The sequence below is a fragment of the Bacteroides ilei genome (assembly GCF_900128495.1).
Lineage (GTDB): Bacteria > Bacteroidota > Bacteroidia > Bacteroidales > Bacteroidaceae > Phocaeicola > Phocaeicola ilei.
The window spans coordinates 43,989-64,107 of the sequence record NZ_LT635803.1 but is presented as its reverse complement, the minus strand read 5'-3'; the positions used below and the strand labels follow the sequence as shown (position 1 = coordinate 64,107).

15 protein-coding genes and 2 pseudogenes are annotated in these 20,119 nt (G+C 45.9%); 10 read left to right on the top strand and 7 right to left on the bottom strand.

Annotation, left to right across the window (positions count from 1 at the left end; genetic code table 11):
• Positions 1 to 87 precede the first annotated feature (87 nt).
• The 6 genes from BQ7489_RS16805 to mnmE all read left to right on the top strand — a co-directional run bounded on the left by BQ7489_RS16805 (position 88) and on the right by mnmE (position 6,156).
• Positions 88 to 1,500: a tetratricopeptide repeat protein gene (locus tag BQ7489_RS16805; protein ID WP_072532316.1), complete on the top strand. Its 1,413-nt coding sequence runs from the start codon at positions 88 to 90 to the stop codon at positions 1,498 to 1,500.
• Positions 1,501 to 1,521: 21 nt separating this feature from the next.
• Complete coding sequence (locus BQ7489_RS16800) at positions 1,522 to 1,992, top strand: NfeD family protein (RefSeq protein WP_072532315.1); 471 nt, start codon at positions 1,522 to 1,524, stop codon at positions 1,990 to 1,992.
• 60 nt (positions 1,993 to 2,052) lie between these two features.
• Positions 2,053 to 3,057 carry a flotillin-like protein FloA gene (gene floA / locus BQ7489_RS16795; RefSeq protein ID WP_072532314.1) on the top strand — a complete coding sequence of 335 codons (1,005 nt, stop codon included), beginning with the start codon at positions 2,053 to 2,055 and terminating at the stop codon, positions 3,055 to 3,057.
• A gap of 120 nt (positions 3,058 to 3,177) precedes the next feature.
• Positions 3,178 to 4,056, top strand: coding sequence for a nucleoside phosphorylase (locus BQ7489_RS16790; RefSeq protein WP_072532313.1), 879 nt, complete (start codon positions 3,178 to 3,180; stop codon positions 4,054 to 4,056).
• A 72-nt stretch (positions 4,057 to 4,128) separates the two neighbouring features.
• Positions 4,129 to 4,620: a GAF domain-containing protein gene (locus BQ7489_RS16785; RefSeq protein ID WP_072532312.1), complete on the top strand. Its 492-nt coding sequence runs from the start codon at positions 4,129 to 4,131 to the stop codon at positions 4,618 to 4,620.
• 84 nt (positions 4,621 to 4,704) lie between these two features.
• Entirely contained in the window at positions 4,705 to 6,156 is a 1,452-nt protein-coding gene (mnmE, locus tag BQ7489_RS16780) for a tRNA uridine-5-carboxymethylaminomethyl(34) synthesis GTPase MnmE (RefSeq protein ID WP_083580741.1), read from the top strand.
• A 1,508-nt stretch (positions 6,157 to 7,664) separates the two neighbouring features.
• Here mnmE and tnpC read toward each other — a convergent pair.
• From tnpC to BQ7489_RS16745, 7 genes and pseudogenes are all read right to left on the bottom strand, one after another.
• Positions 7,665 to 9,252 (bottom strand): annotated as a pseudogene (gene tnpC / locus BQ7489_RS16775) (IS66 family transposase); the annotation flags it as partial.
• Between the two features lie 75 nt (positions 9,253 to 9,327).
• The gene (tnpB, locus tag BQ7489_RS16770; RefSeq protein ID WP_013617076.1) at positions 9,328 to 9,696 is read right to left on the bottom strand and encodes an IS66 family insertion sequence element accessory protein TnpB; all 369 of its coding nucleotides are present in this window, start codon (positions 9,694 to 9,696) and stop codon (positions 9,328 to 9,330) included.
• Positions 9,680 to 10,033 carry an IS66 family insertion sequence element accessory protein TnpA gene (gene tnpA, locus BQ7489_RS16765; protein WP_072532311.1) on the bottom strand — a complete coding sequence of 118 codons (354 nt, stop codon included), beginning with the start codon at positions 10,031 to 10,033 and terminating at the stop codon, positions 9,680 to 9,682. The genes tnpB and tnpA overlap by 17 nt, the downstream gene beginning before the upstream one ends.
• A 95-nt stretch (positions 10,034 to 10,128) precedes the next feature.
• On the bottom strand, positions 10,129 to 13,047 hold the full coding sequence (locus BQ7489_RS16760) for a DEAD/DEAH box helicase (RefSeq protein WP_072532310.1): 2,919 nt from the start codon (positions 13,045 to 13,047) through the stop codon (positions 10,129 to 10,131).
• A complete protein-coding gene (locus BQ7489_RS16755; protein WP_072532309.1) occupies positions 13,047 to 13,835 on the bottom strand; it encodes a Hachiman antiphage defense system protein HamA in 789 nt (262 codons plus the stop codon). The genes BQ7489_RS16760 and BQ7489_RS16755 overlap by 1 nt, the downstream gene beginning before the upstream one ends.
• A 273-nt stretch (positions 13,836 to 14,108) precedes the next feature.
• On the bottom strand, positions 14,109 to 14,429 hold the full coding sequence (locus BQ7489_RS16750; RefSeq protein WP_008151786.1) for a helix-turn-helix domain-containing protein: 321 nt from the start codon (positions 14,427 to 14,429) through the stop codon (positions 14,109 to 14,111).
• Positions 14,430 to 15,124: 695 nt separating this feature from the next.
• A pseudogene (locus tag BQ7489_RS16745) lies at positions 15,125 to 15,471 on the bottom strand (AAA family ATPase); the annotation flags it as partial.
• Positions 15,472 to 15,767: 296 nt separating this feature from the next.
• On the opposite strand from BQ7489_RS16745, the gene BQ7489_RS16740 reads away from it, so the two are divergent.
• From BQ7489_RS16740 to BQ7489_RS16725, 4 genes are read left to right on the top strand one after another with little or no spacing between them, the layout of a single operon-like run.
• Positions 15,768 to 17,264 (top strand): amino acid adenylation domain-containing protein, encoded by a 1,497-nt coding sequence (locus BQ7489_RS16740; RefSeq protein ID WP_072532308.1) that lies wholly within the window; start codon positions 15,768 to 15,770, stop codon positions 17,262 to 17,264.
• Positions 17,265 to 17,283: 19 nt separating this feature from the next.
• A complete protein-coding gene (locus BQ7489_RS16735; RefSeq protein WP_072532307.1) occupies positions 17,284 to 17,526 on the top strand; it encodes an acyl carrier protein in 243 nt (80 codons plus the stop codon).
• Between the two features lie 13 nt (positions 17,527 to 17,539).
• Entirely contained in the window at positions 17,540 to 18,934 is a 1,395-nt protein-coding gene (locus BQ7489_RS16730) for an MBOAT family O-acyltransferase (RefSeq protein ID WP_072532306.1), read from the top strand.
• Complete coding sequence (locus BQ7489_RS16725; RefSeq protein WP_072532305.1) at positions 18,934 to 19,974, top strand: histidine kinase; 1,041 nt, start codon at positions 18,934 to 18,936, stop codon at positions 19,972 to 19,974. Before BQ7489_RS16730 ends, BQ7489_RS16725 begins: the two co-directional genes overlap by 1 nt.
• Positions 19,975 to 20,119 lie beyond the last annotated feature (145 nt).

Sequence of the window (20,119 nt, the reverse complement as noted above, 5' to 3'; positions counted from 1 at the left end):
ATTTGAAAAATAGAATAGACGAAAACGGCCGAAATTCAAAAGAAACTTGTATTTTTGAAAAACACTTAATTGACAACACGAAAAATCATGAACAAGAAATATGCGCTGGCACTGATGGCCCTGTGCTGTACAGGGACCGCCTTTACACAAACATTGCAACAGGCCAAGGACTGGTTTCTCGAAGGAGAGTTCGCCAAGGCCAAACCCGTATTCCAGAAACTGGTAAAACAGGCTCCGAGCAACGCCAACTACAATTTCTGGTACGGTGCCTGCTGTTACGAGACCGGAGCCAGGGAAGAGGCCCTTCCCTACCTCCAGATGAGTGCCAAACGGCGTGTCATCAACGCCTACCTCTACGTAGCCCGGCTCTATAATGACATGTACCGCTTCGAAGATGCCATGGAAAACCTCGAGCTGTACATATCGATGCGCGAAAAGAAAAAGGAAGATCCCATACTGGGAGAAGAGGAAATGGAACGTTCACGTCTGGGCGACCGCATGCTGAAAGGTACCGAAAAGGTGGTGGTGGTAGACAGTTTCGTGGTCGACAAGGACCAGTTCCTTACCGCATTCAAACTGGGCAGCCAGGCAGGAACCGTGAGCATGAACGAGGACGGCGTCACTACCAGCTACACCAATGAGATGGACGACAAGAAAATCATCACCCAGGCATCCGGCGACGGGACAGCCCTTTATTCCAGCATCAGACTGATAGACCGGTGGAGTACTCCCGAACCGCTCAAGGGAGGAATTACCGAAGAAGGTACCGACCTGAACTATCCGTTCGTGGCATCCGACGGCATCACGCTCTATTACGCCGCCAAGGGTAAGGAAAGCCTCGGAGGATACGACATTTTCGTCACCCGGTATGATTCGGAAAGCAACAGCTACTTCCGCCCCGACAACATGGGCATGCCGTTCAACTCGCCCTATAACGACTATATGTATGCCATAGACGATGTGCATAACCTGGGGTGGTTCGCTTCCGACCGTTTCCAGCCCGAAGGCAAAGTCTGTGTCTATGTATTCGTCCCGAACGAGAGCAAAGAAACGTACGATTATGAAAATACCGATCTGCAGGCCATCATAGCCGACGCCAGTCTGCGCTCCATCAGCTCCACCTGGACCGACAAGGACAAGCTCCGTCTGGGCAAACAGCAGCTGGCACAGGTGAAGTATGCCGGAGAAGAACAGCAGCGAAGCAAGGGAGATTTCCGTTTCGTCATCAATGACACGCATATCTACCATACACTGGAGGACTTCCGTTCCGGAGAAGCCCGTGAAATGTTCCAGCAATACCGGCAGACCGGAAAAGACCTGGCCGAACTGGAAACATCGCTGGACAAGCTCCGTACCGACTACAGCAAAAGCAATGCCGACGGAAAGGCACAGCTGGCACCGGGTATCCTCGACAAGGAGAAACGTGTCAGGGAAATGCAGGAAGGACTTGCCCGAATGGCCAAAGACATCCGCAATACCGAACTGCAGAAAATCAAATAGAAACACATAAAGCCTATCACCATGGGAACACTGATTATCGCAGGACTGATCCTTGCCGGACTCCTGTTTTTCATCGTAGAAGTATTCCTCATTCCGGGTATCAGTCTGGCAGGACTCGCATCGGCTGCCAGCCTCATCTATGCCGTATATTTTGCATTCACCAACATGGGTATGCAGGCAGGGTTCATCACCCTGGCCGTAGCGGCTGTGGGAGTAGTAGGCGTAACCGTCTGGTTCATGCGCTCCAAAACGGTAGACCGCCTGTCGCTGAAGAAGACCCTCGACTACCGGCCCGATCCGCTGGAAGGTTCCAACCTGCAGGTAGGCGACAAGGGGACGGCCATCACCCGCCTCACCCTCATCGGGAATGCCGAAATCAACGGTCACATCATCGAAGTGCAGTCGGCCGACGGCTTTATCGATGAGCACAGCCGTATTGAAATCAGCCGCATCAACAACGGGGTAGTCTACGTGAAACGCACGCAGGCATGACCTGTACCCTCCCCTGTAAATCCACAAACAGAATGTATTAACTTTAAACCATAACGAACTATGGAATACGAAATCAACCTCTTCCCCATCGTGCTGGCGGCCGTAGCCGTCATCATCATCCTGGTCATCTTCTTCCATTACGTACCCTTCTTCCTCTGGCTCTCGGCCAAGGTATCGGGTGTAAAGATTTCGCTGATACAGCTCTTCCTGATGCGTATCCGTAAGGTTCCGCCCTACACCATTGTACCGGCCATGATCGAGGCTCACAAGGCCGGACTGAGCAACATTACCCGCGACGATCTGGAAGCACACTATATGGCCGGCGGACATGTAGAGAAAGTGGTACATGCCCTGGTATCGGCCTCCAAAGCCAACATCGAACTCTCTTTCAAGATGGCAACCAGCATCGACCTGGCCGGACGCGACGTGTTCGAAGCCGTGCAGATGTCGGTCAACCCGAAAGTGATTGATACGCCTCCCGTCACCGCTGTGGCCAAGGACGGTATCCAGTTGATAGCCAAGGCCCGTGTAACCGTACGCGCCAATATCCGCCAACTGGTGGGCGGTGCCGGTGAAGATACCGTACTGGCCCGTGTAGGCGAAGGCATCGTCTCCTCCATCGGTTCTTCCGAAAACCACAAGTCGGTACTCGAAAATCCCGATTCCATCTCCAAGCTCGTGCTGCGCAAGGGACTGGATGCCGGCACTGCCTTCGAAATCCTGTCCATCGATATAGCCGACATCGACATCGGCCGTAACATCGGTGCCTCCCTGCAGATTGACCAGGCCAACGCCGACAAGAACATCGCGCAGGCCAAGGCAGAAGAACGCCGTGCCATGGCCGTAGCTCTGGAACAGGAAATGAAAGCCAAGGCCGAAGAAGCCCGCGCCAACGTGATACAGGCCGAAGCCGAAGTGCCGAAAGCCATGGCCGACGCCTTCCGGAGCGGCAACCTCGGTATCATGGACTACTACCGGATGAAGAACATCCAGGCCGACACCGACATGCGGAGCAGCATTGCCCGGCCTGTTACGGACGACAACAATCAGCCGTTAAGCAAATAAACAACTGAGTAAGATTTCAAGCCGAAGCAATTCAGCGCTGTACAGGCGACCTTCGAAAAAGCAGTTGAGAAATATGATTCTATTTGAAAAGCAGTTTTGATTCTAACAACCATTACGCTTATGAAAAAGTATTTTCCCCCTTCAGAACTGATCATCAATGAAGACGGTTCTGTATTCCATCTACACGTGAAACCGGAACACCTGGCCGACAAAATCATCCTGGTGGGCGACCCCGGACGCGTGGCACTCGTGGCTTCCCACTTCGACACACGCGAATGTGAAGTGGAAAGCCGTGAGTTTCATACCATTACCGGAACTTACAAAGGCAAACGCATCATGGTGACCTCCACCGGTATCGGATGTGACAACATCGATATCGTGATGAACGAAATCGATGCGCTGGCCAACATCAATTTCCAGACCCGTGAAGAAAACGATACCTTCCGTCCGCTGGAGATCGTGCGTATCGGCACCTGTGGCGGTCTGCAACCCTACACGCCTGTAGGCACCTTCATCTGTTCCGAAGTATCCGTGGGATTCGACGGCCTCCTGAACTTCTACGAAGGTCGCAATGCCGTTTGTGATCTGCCCATGGAGCGTGCCCTGCTCAACCACCTGGGCTGGACCGGCAACCTCTGCGCCCCGGCTCCCTACGTGATCCATGCCGACAAGGAACTGGTGGACCGCATCGCCGGAACCGATATGGTACGTGGCGTGACCGTAGCCTGTGGCGGCTTCTTCGGTCCGCAGGGACGTCAGCTCCGTATCCCTTTGGCCGACCCGCACCAGAACGAAAAAATCGAAAGTTTCGAGTACCAGGGACACCGTATCACCAACTTCGAGATGGAAAGCTCGGCCCTGGCCGGACTGGCCCGTCTGCAAGGCCATAAAGCCACCACCGTGTGCATGGTCATAGCCAACCGCGTGGCCAAGGAAGCCAATACCGGATACAAGAGCAAGATTGACGACCTGATTAAGGTCGTTCTGGAACGAATCTAATGAACTTATTATCAACCAACAGGTTCCCTTCTCCGGAAGAGAGCCTGTTTTTCTGTCTGAAAATTCATACACATGGAAGCAAGTTTCAAATCCAACCTTACCGACAAGCGTCAGCGTTACGCACAATTCCTTGAACAGTTCGCCCCACTGATAGAAGGTGAGAAAAACGAAATCAGTGTATTGGCCAACACCAGTGCCGCCCTGAAAGAAGCATTCGGATTCTTCTGGATAGGCTTCTACCTCGTTCAAGAAGGCGAGCTCCACCTCGGCCCGTTCCAAGGCAGCGTGGCCTGCTACCGCATCAAGAAAGGACGCGGCGTATGCGGTACCGCCTGGGCCGAAGCACGTACCCAGGTCGTGCCCGACGTAGACCAGTTCCCCGGTCACATAGCCTGCAGTTCTCTCTCCCGCTCCGAAATCGTGGTGCCGATGATTGCCGACGGTGAGGTCCGGGGCGTGCTCGACATCGACAGCGACCAGTTGGCCACATTCGACGACACCGACCGCGAATTCCTCGAAAAAGTAGTCGATATGCTGGTACAGACCCTCTACCTACACGTATAAATCTGTCGACTCCCCTTCCGGATGTAACCCGAAAACCGTATCTTTGCAAGGATTTTTTAAGCAACACCTAAAAGCAATACGCACGTGAACATACTACAAACCCAAGATACCATCTGTGCCATCGCTACCGCCCAAGGTGGAGCCATCGGCACCATCCGCGTGTCGGGTCCGGAAGCCATCACCCTCACCGACCGCATCTTCAAGCCCGTTTCCGGCAAACCGCTGGCCGAGCGAGAACCCTATACCCTCACTTTCGGCCACATTCTTACACCCGATGGAGAGATTATCGACGAAGTGCTGGTCAGCCTTTTCCGAGGCCCTCATTCCTATACGGGAGAAGACTCTACGGAAATCTCCTGCCACGGTTCGAGCTACATTCTCCAGCAAGTGATGCAGCTCCTTATCCGGCAAGGATGCCGTGCCGCCGGACCGGGTGAATATACCCAACGTGCCTTCCTGAACGGCAAGATGGATTTGAGCCAGGCCGAAGCTGTGGCCGACCTCATCGCCTCTACCTCCGCCGCTACCCATCGGATGGCCATGAACCAGATGCGCGGCGGTTTCAGTCGGGAACTGGCCACCCTGCGCGACAAGCTGCTCCACCTCACCTCCCTCATGGAACTGGAGCTCGATTTCAGCGACCACGAGGAACTGGAGTTTGCCGACCGTTCGGAACTGGAAGACATCGCCCGGCAGATTGAGCACGTCATCCATCACCTTGTGGATACGTTCAGCGTAGGAAATGCCCTCAAGAACGGAGTTCCCGTGGCCATCGTAGGCGAAACCAATGCCGGGAAATCTACCCTGCTGAATGCCCTTCTGAACGAAGAACGCGCCATCGTAAGCGACATCCACGGTACTACGCGCGACGTCATCGAGGATACCATGAACCTGGGCGGCATCACCTTCCGCTTTATTGATACCGCAGGAATCCGTGAAACGACCGACACCATTGAAAGCCTGGGTATCGAAAGGAGTTTCCAGAAACTGGACCAGGCCGACATCGTGCTTTGGGTCATCGACGCCACTTGTGCCGAGGCGCAATACCGTGAACTGGCCGGAAAGATTCTGCCCCGCTGCAAAGGCAAGCACCTGGTGATTGTGCTCAACAAGGCAGATTTGCTTTCATCGGCAGAACCTTCTACAGATAATACTGCTTCTTCGGCGGATGCACAGCTTGCTCGCCTGAAAGCGGCTCTCCCCGACTTGCCGGAAGATGTGTGTGTACTCTCCCTTTCGGCCAAACAGAAAGAGGGACTTTCCCAGCTTCAGAAGCAGTTGGTGGACTTCGCCGCCCTGCCCGACCTCTCACAGAACGATGTGGTGGTGAGCAACATCCGCCACTACGAGGCTTTGAGTCATGCGTTGGAGGCTATCCACCGCGTACAGGACGGACTGGCCATGCATCTCTCCGGTGACTTGGTTTCACAAGACCTCCGTGAATGTCTCTTCCACTTGGCAGAGATTGTGGGCGGGGAAATTACGACCGATGAGGTGCTGGGGAATATATTCAAGCATTTTTGCATCGGCAAGTAAATATCTGATTATCAAATAGCTAAATTGATTATAATCGATTAATATGGCGCTCTTTACGGGCGCCTTTTTTGTTGCTCAAGTATCGTATCTAAGAATACAATTCTGGCGTTGGCAGTATCTTATCCACAGAGGATTTTTCGGACAATATAATTATGGGGTTCCGTTGAAGAAACGGAAGTGTAATGTCGATTCCTTATTAATGAGAGGATTTTCCTCTCCTTAATTTTCTTGAATGGGCTATGCTTGTTGCCAATTTATTTCTTTTTATTATGAACTTTTTGCATACCTGTTTCAGTACCACTACTACATTTACAGTCTGTCAGCAAGACTATAGTATGGGATAAATCTTTATACTCTGCTTCCAAAACTTTGAAATTAGAATACTTACTACCTTTTCTATGAACATCAAATACCCAAAATACAGATAGGCAAGCATCTGTTGCCTTTTTATATTGGATAAACTTTTTCTTATATTCCAATCGTTCTCTTTTATTTTGAATTTCTTTATTATGAAGTAATTTAAGTTCTACCATAATCGGTTTGCATAAACCATATCGAATGAGAAGATCTGTACGTTTATTATCTTGAAGAGTAACTTCTCTGTCTACTCGAATAGTTTCTAGCCCCATTTGACAACATTTGTTGATAATTGTGTTTTTCAACTCTCTTTGAATAAAATCCTCATTTAAAGCATCTTGGCGAACCAATGCATATATACCTTGGTCTTGTATTTCCTTTTGGACTTCGCAATAGATTTGGGTAAAATAACGTCTTAAATCACCATCATTCCGAATACTTAAATGTGAACCTTCAATACATTTGTTATATAGTTTAATAGCCTTACCGATGTTTGACTTTTCGTTTTTTAGGAACAGCATTTCTGCATTATTCATGATATTAGTGGCCAGATAACTTACATTTGTCGCATTAAAGGCCTCTACCTTTTCTCTTAATATTGAGATATAATCTCTATTCCGCATATTTACGAAGAAAAAGTATATCTGAGTAAGAAGATAACGTGCGTATTCCTGTGTTTCTGGATTTGTACATAATGTTAGCCCGAAATCGAATAAGTCCAGCATTTGTGTGGCCAACATTTCTCTATCTTTTATTTCCATGAAACATCTAAACATATGTGGATTTGTGCTAAGTATCTCAGATTCTTCATGTGAAACTGCACGCACATGTCCAGTATGATTATGGGAAGTTTTTACTATATTGTTTTTTAAATACTCAATTCTCCACTTTATTGCATCAGGATCTTGAAACTTTTTAATCATTATGGCATTACACTGCATTTTTATACTTGTAATACTATCATCTTGAATTGAATTAAACAACTCCTTATATTTGTCTATATCCCAGCCATAGTCGCCTTCCGATATAATACTTAATGCTTTGGAAGCAGCGATACTATGATCATGGTTTGGATGTTCAATATATTCTTTTATATACTCCTCTAGCTTATAATATAATGCGTCAATACCATAATCGGTGACACAAGTACATATATTCCAGACATCCGGAAGCAGTTCCCGGATATCTTTGCCGGAGTCTTTTTCCTGATAATATGGAAGCCTGGCAATGACATCATTCAGCCATTCTCTTGGATTGACTTCCTGTGCCTTGCAGGTGGCAAGCAGTGAACAGATGACCGCTGTATTTTCCGCGGCTTCATGATTCCCGCAGAAGAGGAAGTTCTTTCTTGAGAGCGTCAGAGGACGTATCGCATTTTCGGCCAGATTATTGTCTATCTTTATATTGCCGTCTTTAAGACAGGCCTTCATTCTGGACCATAACGGATACGCATAGGAGATAGCCTGTCCCATCCGGCTTTTGGGTGGGACCTTGATATATGTGCTTTCCATCCACTTTTCAAAGGAATCCAGCAGGGGGGGCGGACTGACGGTTCCGCAGTTCACGCCGTTCTTCCGGCGTATATTCCCGGGAGTCGGCAAAGTGCTCTGTCCGATAAATCTCCTGTATTATTTTCAAGGCATGCTCCGCCAGACTTCTGTTTTCCTCCAGAGCCATCTCAAAATGACGTCTGATATGGGCCAGGCAGGCTATGAGGCACACTCCTTCAGTACCTTCAAATACATTGTAGGCACTGTAACCGTCACTCTGCAGATATCCCTTGAAGTCCTTCAGCAGTTTCCTTATCGTCTGGCCCGAACGGGAGCCGTCATCGTAATGGAAGATGACCAGCTTTTCCATGACCGCCCTGACCATCCACAGATACTCCTTGTCGGCCTTCCCCTTTCCCTTGCTGATTACCCTTACAGTGGTCTCGTCCGCCTGAACATATCCGCAGCCGACAACCAGCCGGACCAGCTCGTCATAAAGTGGTCTCAGCAGTTCACACACGGGCTTGAACCAGCCGCTCAGTGTGCTTTCGGAAAGACGGACCCCCAGATGGCGGAACTCCTTGACCTGCCTGTAGAATGGAACGTGATATTCGTATTTCTGCAGGAGCATTTCGGCCAGCATGGTGGAACCGGCCAGACATTTGTAAACAGGAGAAGGTGGAAGCGGAGCAATGATTACGCCGCTTTCACCTTCCTTGGGAAGACTCAGGTTGTCTTTCAGTCCATATTTGGGACGGACAGTCTCCTTTACATACAGCCTGCCCGGTTCAAATTCCAGCGTACGGGTACGTTCCTCGCCGATCCGTCTGTAACGGTCCAAATCCACCCGGTCGGGTTCAATTACCACTTCAACTACCGGCAGTCCCTCCAGGAGTTCGCGGTTACGCCGGGATTCCTTCTTCTTTCCATCAGGCTTTGCTTTTGAAGGAGCCGCTGCGCTGCTGTCCTCTTCCCGGATGTCTTCACTCTGTCCGGTTGCAGGAATGGGATCAAACAGGGAGAGCTGGTTGGGATCCAGGGCTGCCAGCTTCTCACTCCTCCGCCCGAAAAGCTGACGGTTCAGCCATGCTATCTGTGAGAGCAGTTCCTGTATCTTCCGTTGCAGCGCATCCGTCTGTTCCAGCAGTTTTCCGTTGGATTCGACAAGGGAACGGTTGGCCTCCAGGAGACCGGCTATCTGCTCCTGCTGACTCCTGATTATCTGTTCCATTGTATCCTGCTGAATCATCCGTTTCTATCTCTTTATATAATGTAAAGATACTGATTTTTCGGCAGATACGCAACCGGATACATGAAAAAACTTTCAATAGAAGCCATCCTTTCTACTGGCTTTCAACCTTTTCAGCCTCTCGTTCGGATTGTCACTGATTCCTTCCACCATCATGACCAGGTCGCGCCACTCCATCGGATAAGACCTGCTCCGGCTGTCATAGGCCGGCAGCCGGAATGTGCCCTCTTCCAGACGTTTCACATACAATACCATGCCGCCGTCTTCAGCATGGAGGAGCTTCATGGTGGTCCTGCTTCTGTTTATGAAGATGAAGACATCGCCCAGACGGACGTCATGTCCCATCCGGTCGTGAACCACTCCGCACAGAGAATTGATTCCCTTGCGCATGTCCGTCTTTCCGGGACACAGGAAATAGCGCATGGTATCATTCAGACAGAACATGGCCGCATAATTTGTGTATCAATCCAAATGTCAGTTCAGGGTTTCCATGGCTGTCAAGGTGGATCCTGATTCCGGAAGGAAGCTCTATTGTTACGTCGCCACCCGACCCTGACGGGAGATTGCCCCTGCGACACAGATCCAATGGAATGAACGTATCATCGGGAAGCTTGTCCGGATGGTTGGTGTAAGTACGGCCCAGGCCGAATTTCTTCTTCCAATAATGGAAACAGGAGGATGAATAGGCCTCATTCTCACAGAAATCTTTTATGGTCAGGCCACTGGCCTGTTGTCTTTCATAAACAGACAGGAACTCTTCTTTACTCATTATTCGTTTCATGGCTTTTTTATTGGCAAAGTAACGGAAGAGTGGATGGCCTTACAATGTGTATTTTATCGGATGCTTACGCTAAAGCTGCCATAGTAATTTTACATCTAGCTGTTAGCACTCATATACTGCTTCCACCGTTCTTTTAGCAGTACTGGAATAGGACTTTCCATCACATATTTGTCTATAGCTGCATTATGAGTAATAACATGTAAAAACGTGGCTTTATCATCCTCATAGAGGTTATAACCATCAAAGTAAGATGCCAGCATATTAACCACAACACGGTCACCCAAGCCAGAATCAATTAGCCAGAGAGCCTTTTTATCAGAAACACCTCGTTTAACCATATCTGGCCAAAGTTGCATCAAAGTAGATTCAATCTGATAGGTCTCTTCGATGTACGACACGACAGCTTGCGCCTTCACAGCTATAATTCTTTGAATAAAGTCAACATAGAGTGCTGCTTGTTCAATCGAGCATCCGCACTCAACAGCAATCTCCACATATTGTTTTCCACATATCCAGCACGTAAGAATTCTCTCAGCTAATGTTAAATCTTTATGTATTCCGAACAATGGCTTCGATTTCGAAACATAAGTTAAATCATGTTTCACTGATTCCAAAGCATAGATTGTTTCTATTATCAGGTGAATCCATCCTGCATCCATAGGATTGTGTATTTCAAAATCTTCAGCCGTCTTGTCGGAAAATAAGCGTTTCAACACATTATAGTCAGCAAGGGGCATCCCGACATGCAAATACTTGTCATACTCATCATTAGGTAAAGTATTTCGTAGATGCTCATAACGAATAGTGAAAATCTTTTTAACCTCTTTCTTTGTCCCTTCATCCCCTAAATAATATGCAAGAGAATCTTCTATTATATTATCCAAATTAATCTCAATAAGCTCAGTATCATCTTCATTGAGATTGATCAATTTATCTATTTGTTCTGCTACTCCCTCCGACTCTAAAAAGGCATTGATTTCTTCATCGGTTACTAATCCCTTATTACGTATTTGCTGTACTATATAATAAAGTGCCCCATTTGCTCGCTCCACATTTATTTCATTATGAATCACTTGTATTACCTTCTTGGCAGGTACTATATTATCGCCGTTAATAGGTACAAGTACAAGACCATATGGCTCCTTACCAGCTCTGCCGACCCTTCCTACAATATTCCTTAAGTCTCTCAATTCAAGAATATTCTTGAAGGTTCCGTCAGCAGGATTCGTTATATTTGCAAGCACAGCAGTCTTAATGGGCATATTGATACCCTCAGAAAGTGTCTTTGTACATATAATAAGTTGTAGAGATTTCTTTGCGATAGATATCTCTATTAATTCTCTAATGTCCTGAGGTATTTGTCCATGATGGTATGCAAAGCCTTCTTTCACGCATTGAGTAAGACGGTAATTATCACCAAATTGAAATGTACAGTATTCAATAACTTTTGATAACCAATCCACATTCTGAACGAAAGAAGATGGTTTCTTGAAAGCTTTATTACTTAGTATATTAAGAACTTCCTCCGCATGTTTTATACAACCACGTGCGCCATCCTTCATAGAGCAATAAAGCATTACCGGTCCTGCCTCCATTGCCTTTAGGGATAATGCACAACTTAATGATTTTTGGGTAGCACCAACCTGTTTTGCCTGCCTATCATTTAAAAAGTTATTAACTTCTACCGACCAGCCGTCTATTGCATCATTTGCATATTGCACTGCGATATTACCATTTTCCTTCATCGCCAGTGCAAATCGTATTTTGCACGGTCTATATGTACTGTCCCCCACTTCGCCAACTGCCCCGCCAAGCCATTGATTTACATCCGATATATTAGGTATAATTGCAGAGATAAAAAGGAACCTAGTATGCTCATTTCTCTTCAAACGAGTCAACAACAACTCGTAGTTGACCCCTCTGTTCCTATCTTCTAACAGCTGTCCTTCATCACATATCACCAAGGTATATCCTTCCGTAAGGTCATCTATTGTTCCTTCCAAAGTAGTAAAAGTCTCAGGCGTAGCTATTAGTAATTTAGCATTCTCAATAGTTTCCTCTTCAGCAGATGCCGTACAACCACCATAAGCGGCACGAAAATCAAAACCAAATTCGTGTGAAAGCCTGCCATAGCGTTCTTTCAACTCACGACTTAACGACCGCAATGGAGCTAAGTATAATATTTTTGCATTTGGATTATTCCTTAATTCTTGAAATACCAATAACTCAGTAAGAAAAGTCTTACCTGCACTAGTTGGCATCTTCAAGCTAAACGAACGTGTATAGTCTAAAAGCCCATTGCAGATAGCATCTTCTTGTGATGGTAGCAATGCATAGATATGATGCTTGGCAGAATAAGCTATATATTCGCCCCAAATTTCTTTACCACCATGAGGAATTAAGACCTTCCATAGGTTACTCTCACGAAACCGTTCTATCACCCACGCAGCCACATGTGTATCAAAGAAATCATCCAAACTCAGATAAGCATTTTGTTCTATCTTCTCTCGCAACCTATCATCTATAGCATTTAGTGCATCTTCATTCCCCGTCAACATATATTTTTTCAATAGCAAACAGAGTTTATTCTCTTTATTTGCATACTTCTCAGACCCAGCCATTATGCTGTAAAGCAATTGAGCAGATTCATTTTCAAATTCATACCCCTTCGCTCTCCACATAAACAATTGCGACAGTGCATTATACTCACATAGATAGTAAATCGCTGCAATATAAAGAAGATTGTTATTTCGGTTTACACCATTAAAATTGCTTGCTGTTGTTTCTTCAGAATAAACCAATAAACCTGTTACTATCCGCAAAAGACGTTCTTTCTTATCTTCCGACGTCTGTTTCCTATTCCTCATGGTAAAGAACATCCTGTTCAACAATGAGATATAGAAATCTTCACTTTTATTTACAAATGGGTATAAAACTTGTTGCTCAATCCTGTAAGTATTGAGTAATTCGTACGCATTTGCATCATTAATCCACTCTTCTAATATGTCTGCCATCAGTTATTCGGAATATCAAGGTAAAGTTGATTATATATGTTCTTCAAATCAGCAATAGGAAGCAAATACACAGGGATATTAGTGTTTGCTGCCTGCAATACTTTATTAAAGTTTGCAATATGGTCATTCGCTTGGGTTGACTCAACTATTGCTATCGCAAAATGCTTTTTAATATAAGGATAGTTTACGGGATCACCAAACCGTCGAACTTGATCTGCCAAAGCGTATTCATCATCTCGCTCATATTGTGACACAAGATAAGGTATTGTTTTTGCGGCACGTTCTGTTTTGTCTTTAATAGCATCGCTTAAGGCATCCGTCAAAGAACTATGACCTTCTTTCATTGGCGAGGTCCACACTTTAGATTCAATCGTGTACATCTTATCATCAGGGCAGGCACTGTCTTCATCTACACGTCTGAGGAGGATAACATCTACCAAATGACTAGGCATGTCAGGGTGTTCTTTCCACCTGATTTTCATTGGGCGTATATTTGCATCACTAGCAAACGTCTCTGTCCAGAGATAATATGATAGAATCTCACCAAAATCACCTGCTTTATTTGATGCCTTTTGAGGCAGTCGTCGTTCTATAGCATCTTTTCTTGTAGCTGTTTTGGACTCAGCTACAATTCTTTCAAGTTTTTCTTCGCTGATATATGCTTCCCGAAAACGCCGTACACAATCCTGTACAAAAGCTATAGAATCACCTGTAAAATCATATATCTCAAGCCCCGCGCTCGCACTCAAAATGCTGTTTTTAGTAAAATATGAAATCAAGTTTGCCATTATTGCATTTTATTATTTAGAAATCAATGACTACATATAACTTATTAATGATATGTCATCAGATTAAAAACACTATCAAAGACTTTTCTTTCTCTTCCTCCTTCACATACTATTTCTAGGTCAACTGATCCGATAACTTTTGAATAGTAATTACGCTAATGCTGGTTTCTTTTTTCTTCTCCGTAATCGTCAATCTTGGTTACATTCGCACAGCATTAATAATTTTAGTATAACTAGGTATTCGGCAAATTAGAGTAGTCGTTTCATACTAGCTTATTCTTTTTTAGATGCTCTCTCTCGCTTTTTCAAACTTAAATCTTGTAATGCTTTTCCCATTGCATCTTCTTTTGCAAGCAGAAGAATATCATCATCCAGTTGAAGCGCATAGAGCACCCTTAGATAAATGCCAATTGCAACAGTTGGTACACCTTTTTCTATGCGCGAAACCGTAAGAGGTGAACAGGTGGCACGTTCGGCAACTTGGGCAATACTGAGATTTCTGCGTAATCTGGCCAGCCTGATCTGCTCACCTACTATCAGCATCTTCTGCTCCAATTTTCTTGGCAACTTGGTACCCATTGTACTTTTTGTCATAGCTCAACATATCATATAATATGCAAATATAGCAGTTTTACCTTATTTTATGATGTGTTACAGAGATAAATTTTTAAATTTATTCCTGTTGAAATCTGCTTTGGTCATATTATTGGGCGTTGGAGATATTAAATGCTATTATATTATTCATAAGGCTGATATTTTACAGATAACAAACAATATATTATTTATAGAAAGAAAGCAATAATTTGAACAGAAAAAGAAATAATACTTCCTTTTCTGTTCAAATTATTACTGTTAAGGCTATCTTAAAAAAATAGCGACCGCTGTCACATAAGTCTGTTGTTTATAACAATCACCAAGGTACTGACCACACAGCAACTGAACTATCTCAAGGCTCTTATGGCTGCTGAAATCTCATTATAGGCCCCGATTTATGCCTATTTGTTGAAGACTGAGTCCTTCGCAAAATAATCATAATGCTCCCCTTCGGTTTCAGAGCCATTTTTGTACCTTTTCTCATCAAAAAACGCCATTTTTCACAAGTTTTTGTACCGCACATTTTGATATTCAAGAAATTACACTTACTTTTACTTTCCAAAATGGAGGTACAAGCAGAGAATGGTGCTAAAAATCACTAACTTACACATTATCAGATACTTGCCAACCTGCTGGTTGTACCTTTTAGAGCGCTATACTATTGATAATCAACGATGTACACATACTGTATCGTCAATTAAACTTTCTTTTACTACGAGCCATCTGTCTAAAGCTATTGAATAGACATAACGAATGGCTTTCTCTTCATTCTTTAAATAGTAAAAAAATTGAATATTCAGACAACTGTCTTGAACACTTATTTTATTCAGGAGAAACGGAACTATTGAATTTGTTCTGCCTTATTAAGTGGAGTATAAGTAATGAATGACTTGATAAAATCACAAACCTTGATAATATTACTCTTACCCGAAGCATTTGCTCCATAAATTACAGCCACTTTCAATAATCTCACGCCAGTACCAAAATCAACAACATGGTATGATTCCATATCCTTACTTCTAGCAGCTTCAATACTTAATATAACCTCGTTTCTAGCAGATCACCATATAAGTAAAACTTCAAGATTAATACGTGATGGTGTCCACAAAGTTTACATTCTTATATTTAACCAATATTCACAGTTATGGAATAGTGGTTTTTGTGTCAATTTCAGTTCTATAAAAAAAAGATGAAAACAATAAAAATGGAAATACCGAGCAATGGGTATTGCCCTTCCCTCATTTTTTGTGGATGCTTGGGATTAACTCCGGTGCCACCAAAGGAAAAACAGAGTACTGTATGAACCGAAAGCACAACAAGAAAATATAAGCAGAGGATATGGAAAAGAAAAATGACGCAAATATGCTGGCAGCCATGGTCCTGACTGCGAACCGTTATGCCATGCGTCCGGCACTGGTCCTTGACGACCGGACCTATACCTATCAGGAATTATTCGGACTGGCAGGAAGTATTTGTGAAACACTGAGAAATCTCCACGGAGACATGGTTGGCATCACGGCTGAAAACCGTATGGAAACCTACGCATCCATTTTGGGTGTGCTACTTTCCGGGAAAACATACGTCATGTTACATCCCGATTATCCGGCAGAGCGCAACGCTCGGATAGCCCGGCAATCCGGCATCGGCCTGTTGCTTTACAGTGGGAAAAATAGCCACATGCTTTCCGCTGACATCAAGGCCATACGGGTGTCTCTCCCCTCCCATCGGCTTGCTTTGCCGTCCGGCGTTGATGAGGTTGATTCCGATGTGCCCGCCTACATCATCTTCACGTCCGGAAGTACAGGCGAACCCAAGGGTGTCCCCATCTCCCGGAAGAACCTGAATGCGTTCTATCAGGCTTATCGGGCTTTAGGATGGCAACTGGATGAAAACGACCGTATGCTTCAGATGTTCGAACTGACATTCGATGTCTCTGTCGTGTCGTTTCTCTATCCCCTCACCCTCGGCGCGTGTGTTTATGCTGTGCCGCAGAAAGGAATGAAATACTTGAACGTGCTGGATATAATGGAACGTCATCGACTTACGTTTGCGGCTGTAGCTCCTTCCGTGCTTCGGTTGTCACGTCCTTATTTCGGGGAAATCTGTTTCCCGGACTTACGCTATCTCGTCGTCACCGCTGAGGCCACCGACGTGAATCTGCTCCACGAATTTCGCCCTTGCATACCCAATGCCACGGTCGTCAATCTGTACGGACCGACCGAAGCGACCATCTACTGCACTTCGTATGTCATCCCGGCTGAAGGGGCCAAACACCATAACGGCATGGCGGCAATCGGGAAACCTTTTCAGGGAATGGACTATCTGATTGCATCCCCTTCGGGCAAGCCACTTCCGGCCGGAGAGACGGGTGAACTGTGGATTTCCGGACCTCAACTCATGAGCGGATATTGGGGTGCTCCCGAAAAGACGGCCGAGTGTTTTGTGACGGATTCCTCCGGAAAACTCTATTACCGTACCGGCGATCTCTGTCTGGCAGATACGGACGGAGACATCGTTTATTGCGGCCGCAAAGACACACAGGTAAAGATACAAGGTTTCAGAATAGAATTGGGCGAGATTGAATATCACGTCATGGCGTTTTACCGACATAGTTGTAACGCGGTGGTGCTGCCGGTTTATACCCCTGACGGAAGTTGTGAGCTGCACCTGGCCGTAGAGAGGGAGGCGGAAGATACGGCACACCTGGAACAGTACATGCAAAGCCATCTGCCGTCTTACATGTGCCCCCGGCACATTCATTTCATCCCTTGTTTTCCACAAAACAACAGCAACAAAACTGACCGGAAGCAATTATTAAAATTCATCACTCAATAAATCAAAAACAATCAAGTATATGGAAACGAAAGAATTATTGGAAATCCTGAACGGAATATTCAGAAAAATATTGAAGAGAGACAACATCACATTGACCGAAAGCACTACGGCCCACGAGGTGGAGGGATGGGATTCGCTGACCAATATGGTACTGCTCACCGAGATTGAGAAGAAGTTCGGGGTGCGTTTCACGTTTCGTGAGATAGTGAAACTGAAAAATGTGGGCGATCTTTGCCAGACTATCCTGAATAAGGCCAAATAAGGAGGGAAAAGCAATGCCATTCATTTCCCTTGAATTTGTCCTGCTGCTCCTGTTCTGTTTCACCTTATACCATTTTGTCGGAGAGAAAGGGCGGAAGCGGATTCTGCTTACGGCAAGTAGTGTTTTCATCGGCTACTTCAATCTCGTATTTCTTGTCACGGCACTGGTCGTAAGTCTTTTCACCTACGGTGCGGCGATACGGATTGAGCGGGCCTGTGAAAAAGGAAAAGGCTCCCGCTTGATTTACTGGAGCAGTATCTTCTCTCTCGTCCTCTGCTGGATTGGTTTCCGTTATGCCCACCAGTTGACCGGAAACTCCGGCATTGTTTTCCCGTTGGGCATGTCGTTCTACACCTTTCAGGCCATCGGCTACTTGACGGAAGTCTATTGGGAGGAAGAAAAGGCGGAGCGGAATCTGATGGATTTCCTGCTTTATATGCTCCTGTTCATGAAGTTCCTGTCGGGCCCCATTGAACGGTCCGCCGATTTGCTCCCGCAAGTCCGAAGACTCTCTCCTGCCTCCTATTCCATGATGACCTACGGCCTGAAGCTGATTGTGGTGGGATTGGTGAAGAAGCTGGTGCTTGCCGACCATATAGCGCCCTACATTGACGGTGTGTTCGATTCGATGCACACCGCCTCAGGTGTACAACTGCTTATGGCTTGCCTGCTCTATCCCATCGAACTGTATGCCGACTTCTCCGGCTACACGGACATGGCGATTGGAACAGGCATGTTGTTTGGATTGAAACTGTCACCCAACTTCGCGCATCCCTTTGCCGCCCAGACCACGGCTGAGTTCTGGCGCCGCTGGCATATCTCTCTTTCCTCCTGGGTGCGGGATTACCTTTTTCTTCCTTTGTCATCATTCACTCGCCGTTGGGGACAAGGAGGTGTGGCGGCAAGCCTCATGGTGACCTTCATTGCGTTGGGTATATGGCACGGTGCGGGATGGACATTTGCCGTCTATGGATTCATTCAGGGGCTTGTGATTGTGTGGGAACTGAGGACGGAGAAAATACGGAACAAGATAAGGAAACAGATTGGAGAACGGCTGTTCGCCACGTTTTCGGTTGTCCGCACCTATCTCATTTTTGCCGTATCGCTGGTGTTCTTCAAGGCACAGTCTGTTTCAGACGCGTTCTATTTCCTGCGGAACATCTCTTTTCAGCCTCGTGCGAGCTGGAAAGAAATCAATATCGGCATGTCCGACCATATCTGCATCGTAGCTGGCAGTGCCTGGTTGCTGATACTGCTTTATGACTTTTTTATGTCCAAAGGCGACTTGCACCTGCGTTTAGAGAACCAGCCTGCCTTCGTCCGTTGGACCGTGTATTATTTAATTGTGTTTGCCGTGTTCGCTTATGGGAAGTTCGGCACGGAAAACTTCATATATCTGCAATTCTGATGGAAAAAATACCGGAAACTATTACGGACGCACCCATCCGTAAACGTGCTGCTTTCCTGCGACTTGTCCGAAAGTCGCTGTGGTTTGCCCTCCCATTCTGGGCTTTGATGGCCCTTTACGTGTATGACGATCCTTTCATGGTCCTTCGCAAATACGACGTGTATGATTCGGATGTCATGCTGAACGAGCATCATGTGGGTTGGCAAATATACCGGAACCATAAGGACAGCGTGCATTTCAATTCTTTTATCTTGGGTAATTCATCTACCATGGCCTTCCGTTGTGCGGAGTGGGAAAAATACCTTTCCCCCGGCGACCGTGCCATCCGTCTTTTCGGGAATGGAGAGAGTTTGAAGGCGATAAGTCTCAAGCTTCATGCCCTTGAAAAGGAAGGGGCAGAAATAAAAAATGTACTGCTGGTTCTTGACCGGACTTCGCTTTCACGTTCCGAACTCCTGACAGGTCCCAGCCATATACTCCCGACTGCTATATCGGGCCGTAATCCGTTTGCTGTACAGATGGAATTCATGCAGGCTTTCACAATGCCGGACTTTCTGTTCCCTTATCTGAAATATAGAATCACAGGACGTGTGGAACCAGACATGAAGCGGATGAATCCTTATGGAAGGATACGCGACTCACGGAACAATGATTCATTCAATCCACGTGAGAAGATGATTGAGCAGGAAGGTGAGGCGTACTGGAGAAACCGTAAACAGGAGTTTCCCGAACGGAAGGGTATTGCTGTGGTAGAAGAGCCTGTCCTGTTTCAGCGGCAGCGTGTGCTGTTGAAGGAAATCAGGAAAGTCCTGCGTCGTCATAACACCTCAGTACGTGTCATAATCAGTCCGGATTATAACCAGAAAGAACTGCATCCGGACGACAGAAAATTCTTGCAAAGCATTTTCGGAAAAGAAAATGTATATGATTTCAGTGGTATTAACGAATTTACAGAAGATTACCATAACTATTATGAATCAGGACACTATCGCCCTTTATTAGGTAATAAACTGCTGGAAAGAATCTACAGATATCAATGACATCCGATAAACAAAAAGGATTCTTACGGATAAATGCAAAATAGCTTTCTGCATCAAAAAAATGGATAATTTCTCAAACTCACACTTTTGCTTGAATCAATGCCCATTGAATTGCACAAAAAGGAATAATCAACTATCTTTGTTC

Coding starts and splice junctions, on each gene's coding strand:
- BQ7489_RS16805 (WP_072532316.1), top strand. CDS start 88: ATGAACAAGAAATATGCGCTGGCACTGATGGCCCTGTGCTGTACAGGG.
- BQ7489_RS16800 (WP_072532315.1), top strand. CDS start 1,522: ATGGGAACACTGATTATCGCAGGACTGATCCTTGCCGGACTCCTGTTT.
- floA (WP_072532314.1), top strand. CDS start 2,053: ATGGAATACGAAATCAACCTCTTCCCCATCGTGCTGGCGGCCGTAGCC.
- BQ7489_RS16790 (WP_072532313.1), top strand. CDS start 3,178: ATGAAAAAGTATTTTCCCCCTTCAGAACTGATCATCAATGAAGACGGT.
- BQ7489_RS16785 (WP_072532312.1), top strand. CDS start 4,129: ATGGAAGCAAGTTTCAAATCCAACCTTACCGACAAGCGTCAGCGTTAC.
- tnpB (WP_013617076.1), bottom strand. CDS start 9,696: ATGTTCTGTCTGAATGATACCATGCGCTATTTCCTGTGTCCCGGAAAG.
- tnpA (WP_072532311.1), bottom strand. CDS start 10,033: ATGAAACGAATAATGAGTAAAGAAGAGTTCCTGTCTGTTTATGAAAGA.
- BQ7489_RS16760 (WP_072532310.1), bottom strand. CDS start 13,047: ATGGCAGACATATTAGAAGAGTGGATTAATGATGCAAATGCGTACGAA.
- BQ7489_RS16755 (WP_072532309.1), bottom strand. CDS start 13,835: ATGGCAAACTTGATTTCATATTTTACTAAAAACAGCATTTTGAGTGCG.
- BQ7489_RS16750 (WP_008151786.1), bottom strand. CDS start 14,429: ATGACAAAAAGTACAATGGGTACCAAGTTGCCAAGAAAATTGGAGCAG.
- BQ7489_RS16740 (WP_072532308.1), top strand. CDS start 15,768: ATGGAAAAGAAAAATGACGCAAATATGCTGGCAGCCATGGTCCTGACT.
- BQ7489_RS16735 (WP_072532307.1), top strand. CDS start 17,284: ATGGAAACGAAAGAATTATTGGAAATCCTGAACGGAATATTCAGAAAA.
- BQ7489_RS16730 (WP_072532306.1), top strand. CDS start 17,540: ATGCCATTCATTTCCCTTGAATTTGTCCTGCTGCTCCTGTTCTGTTTC.
- BQ7489_RS16725 (WP_072532305.1), top strand. CDS start 18,934: ATGGAAAAAATACCGGAAACTATTACGGACGCACCCATCCGTAAACGT.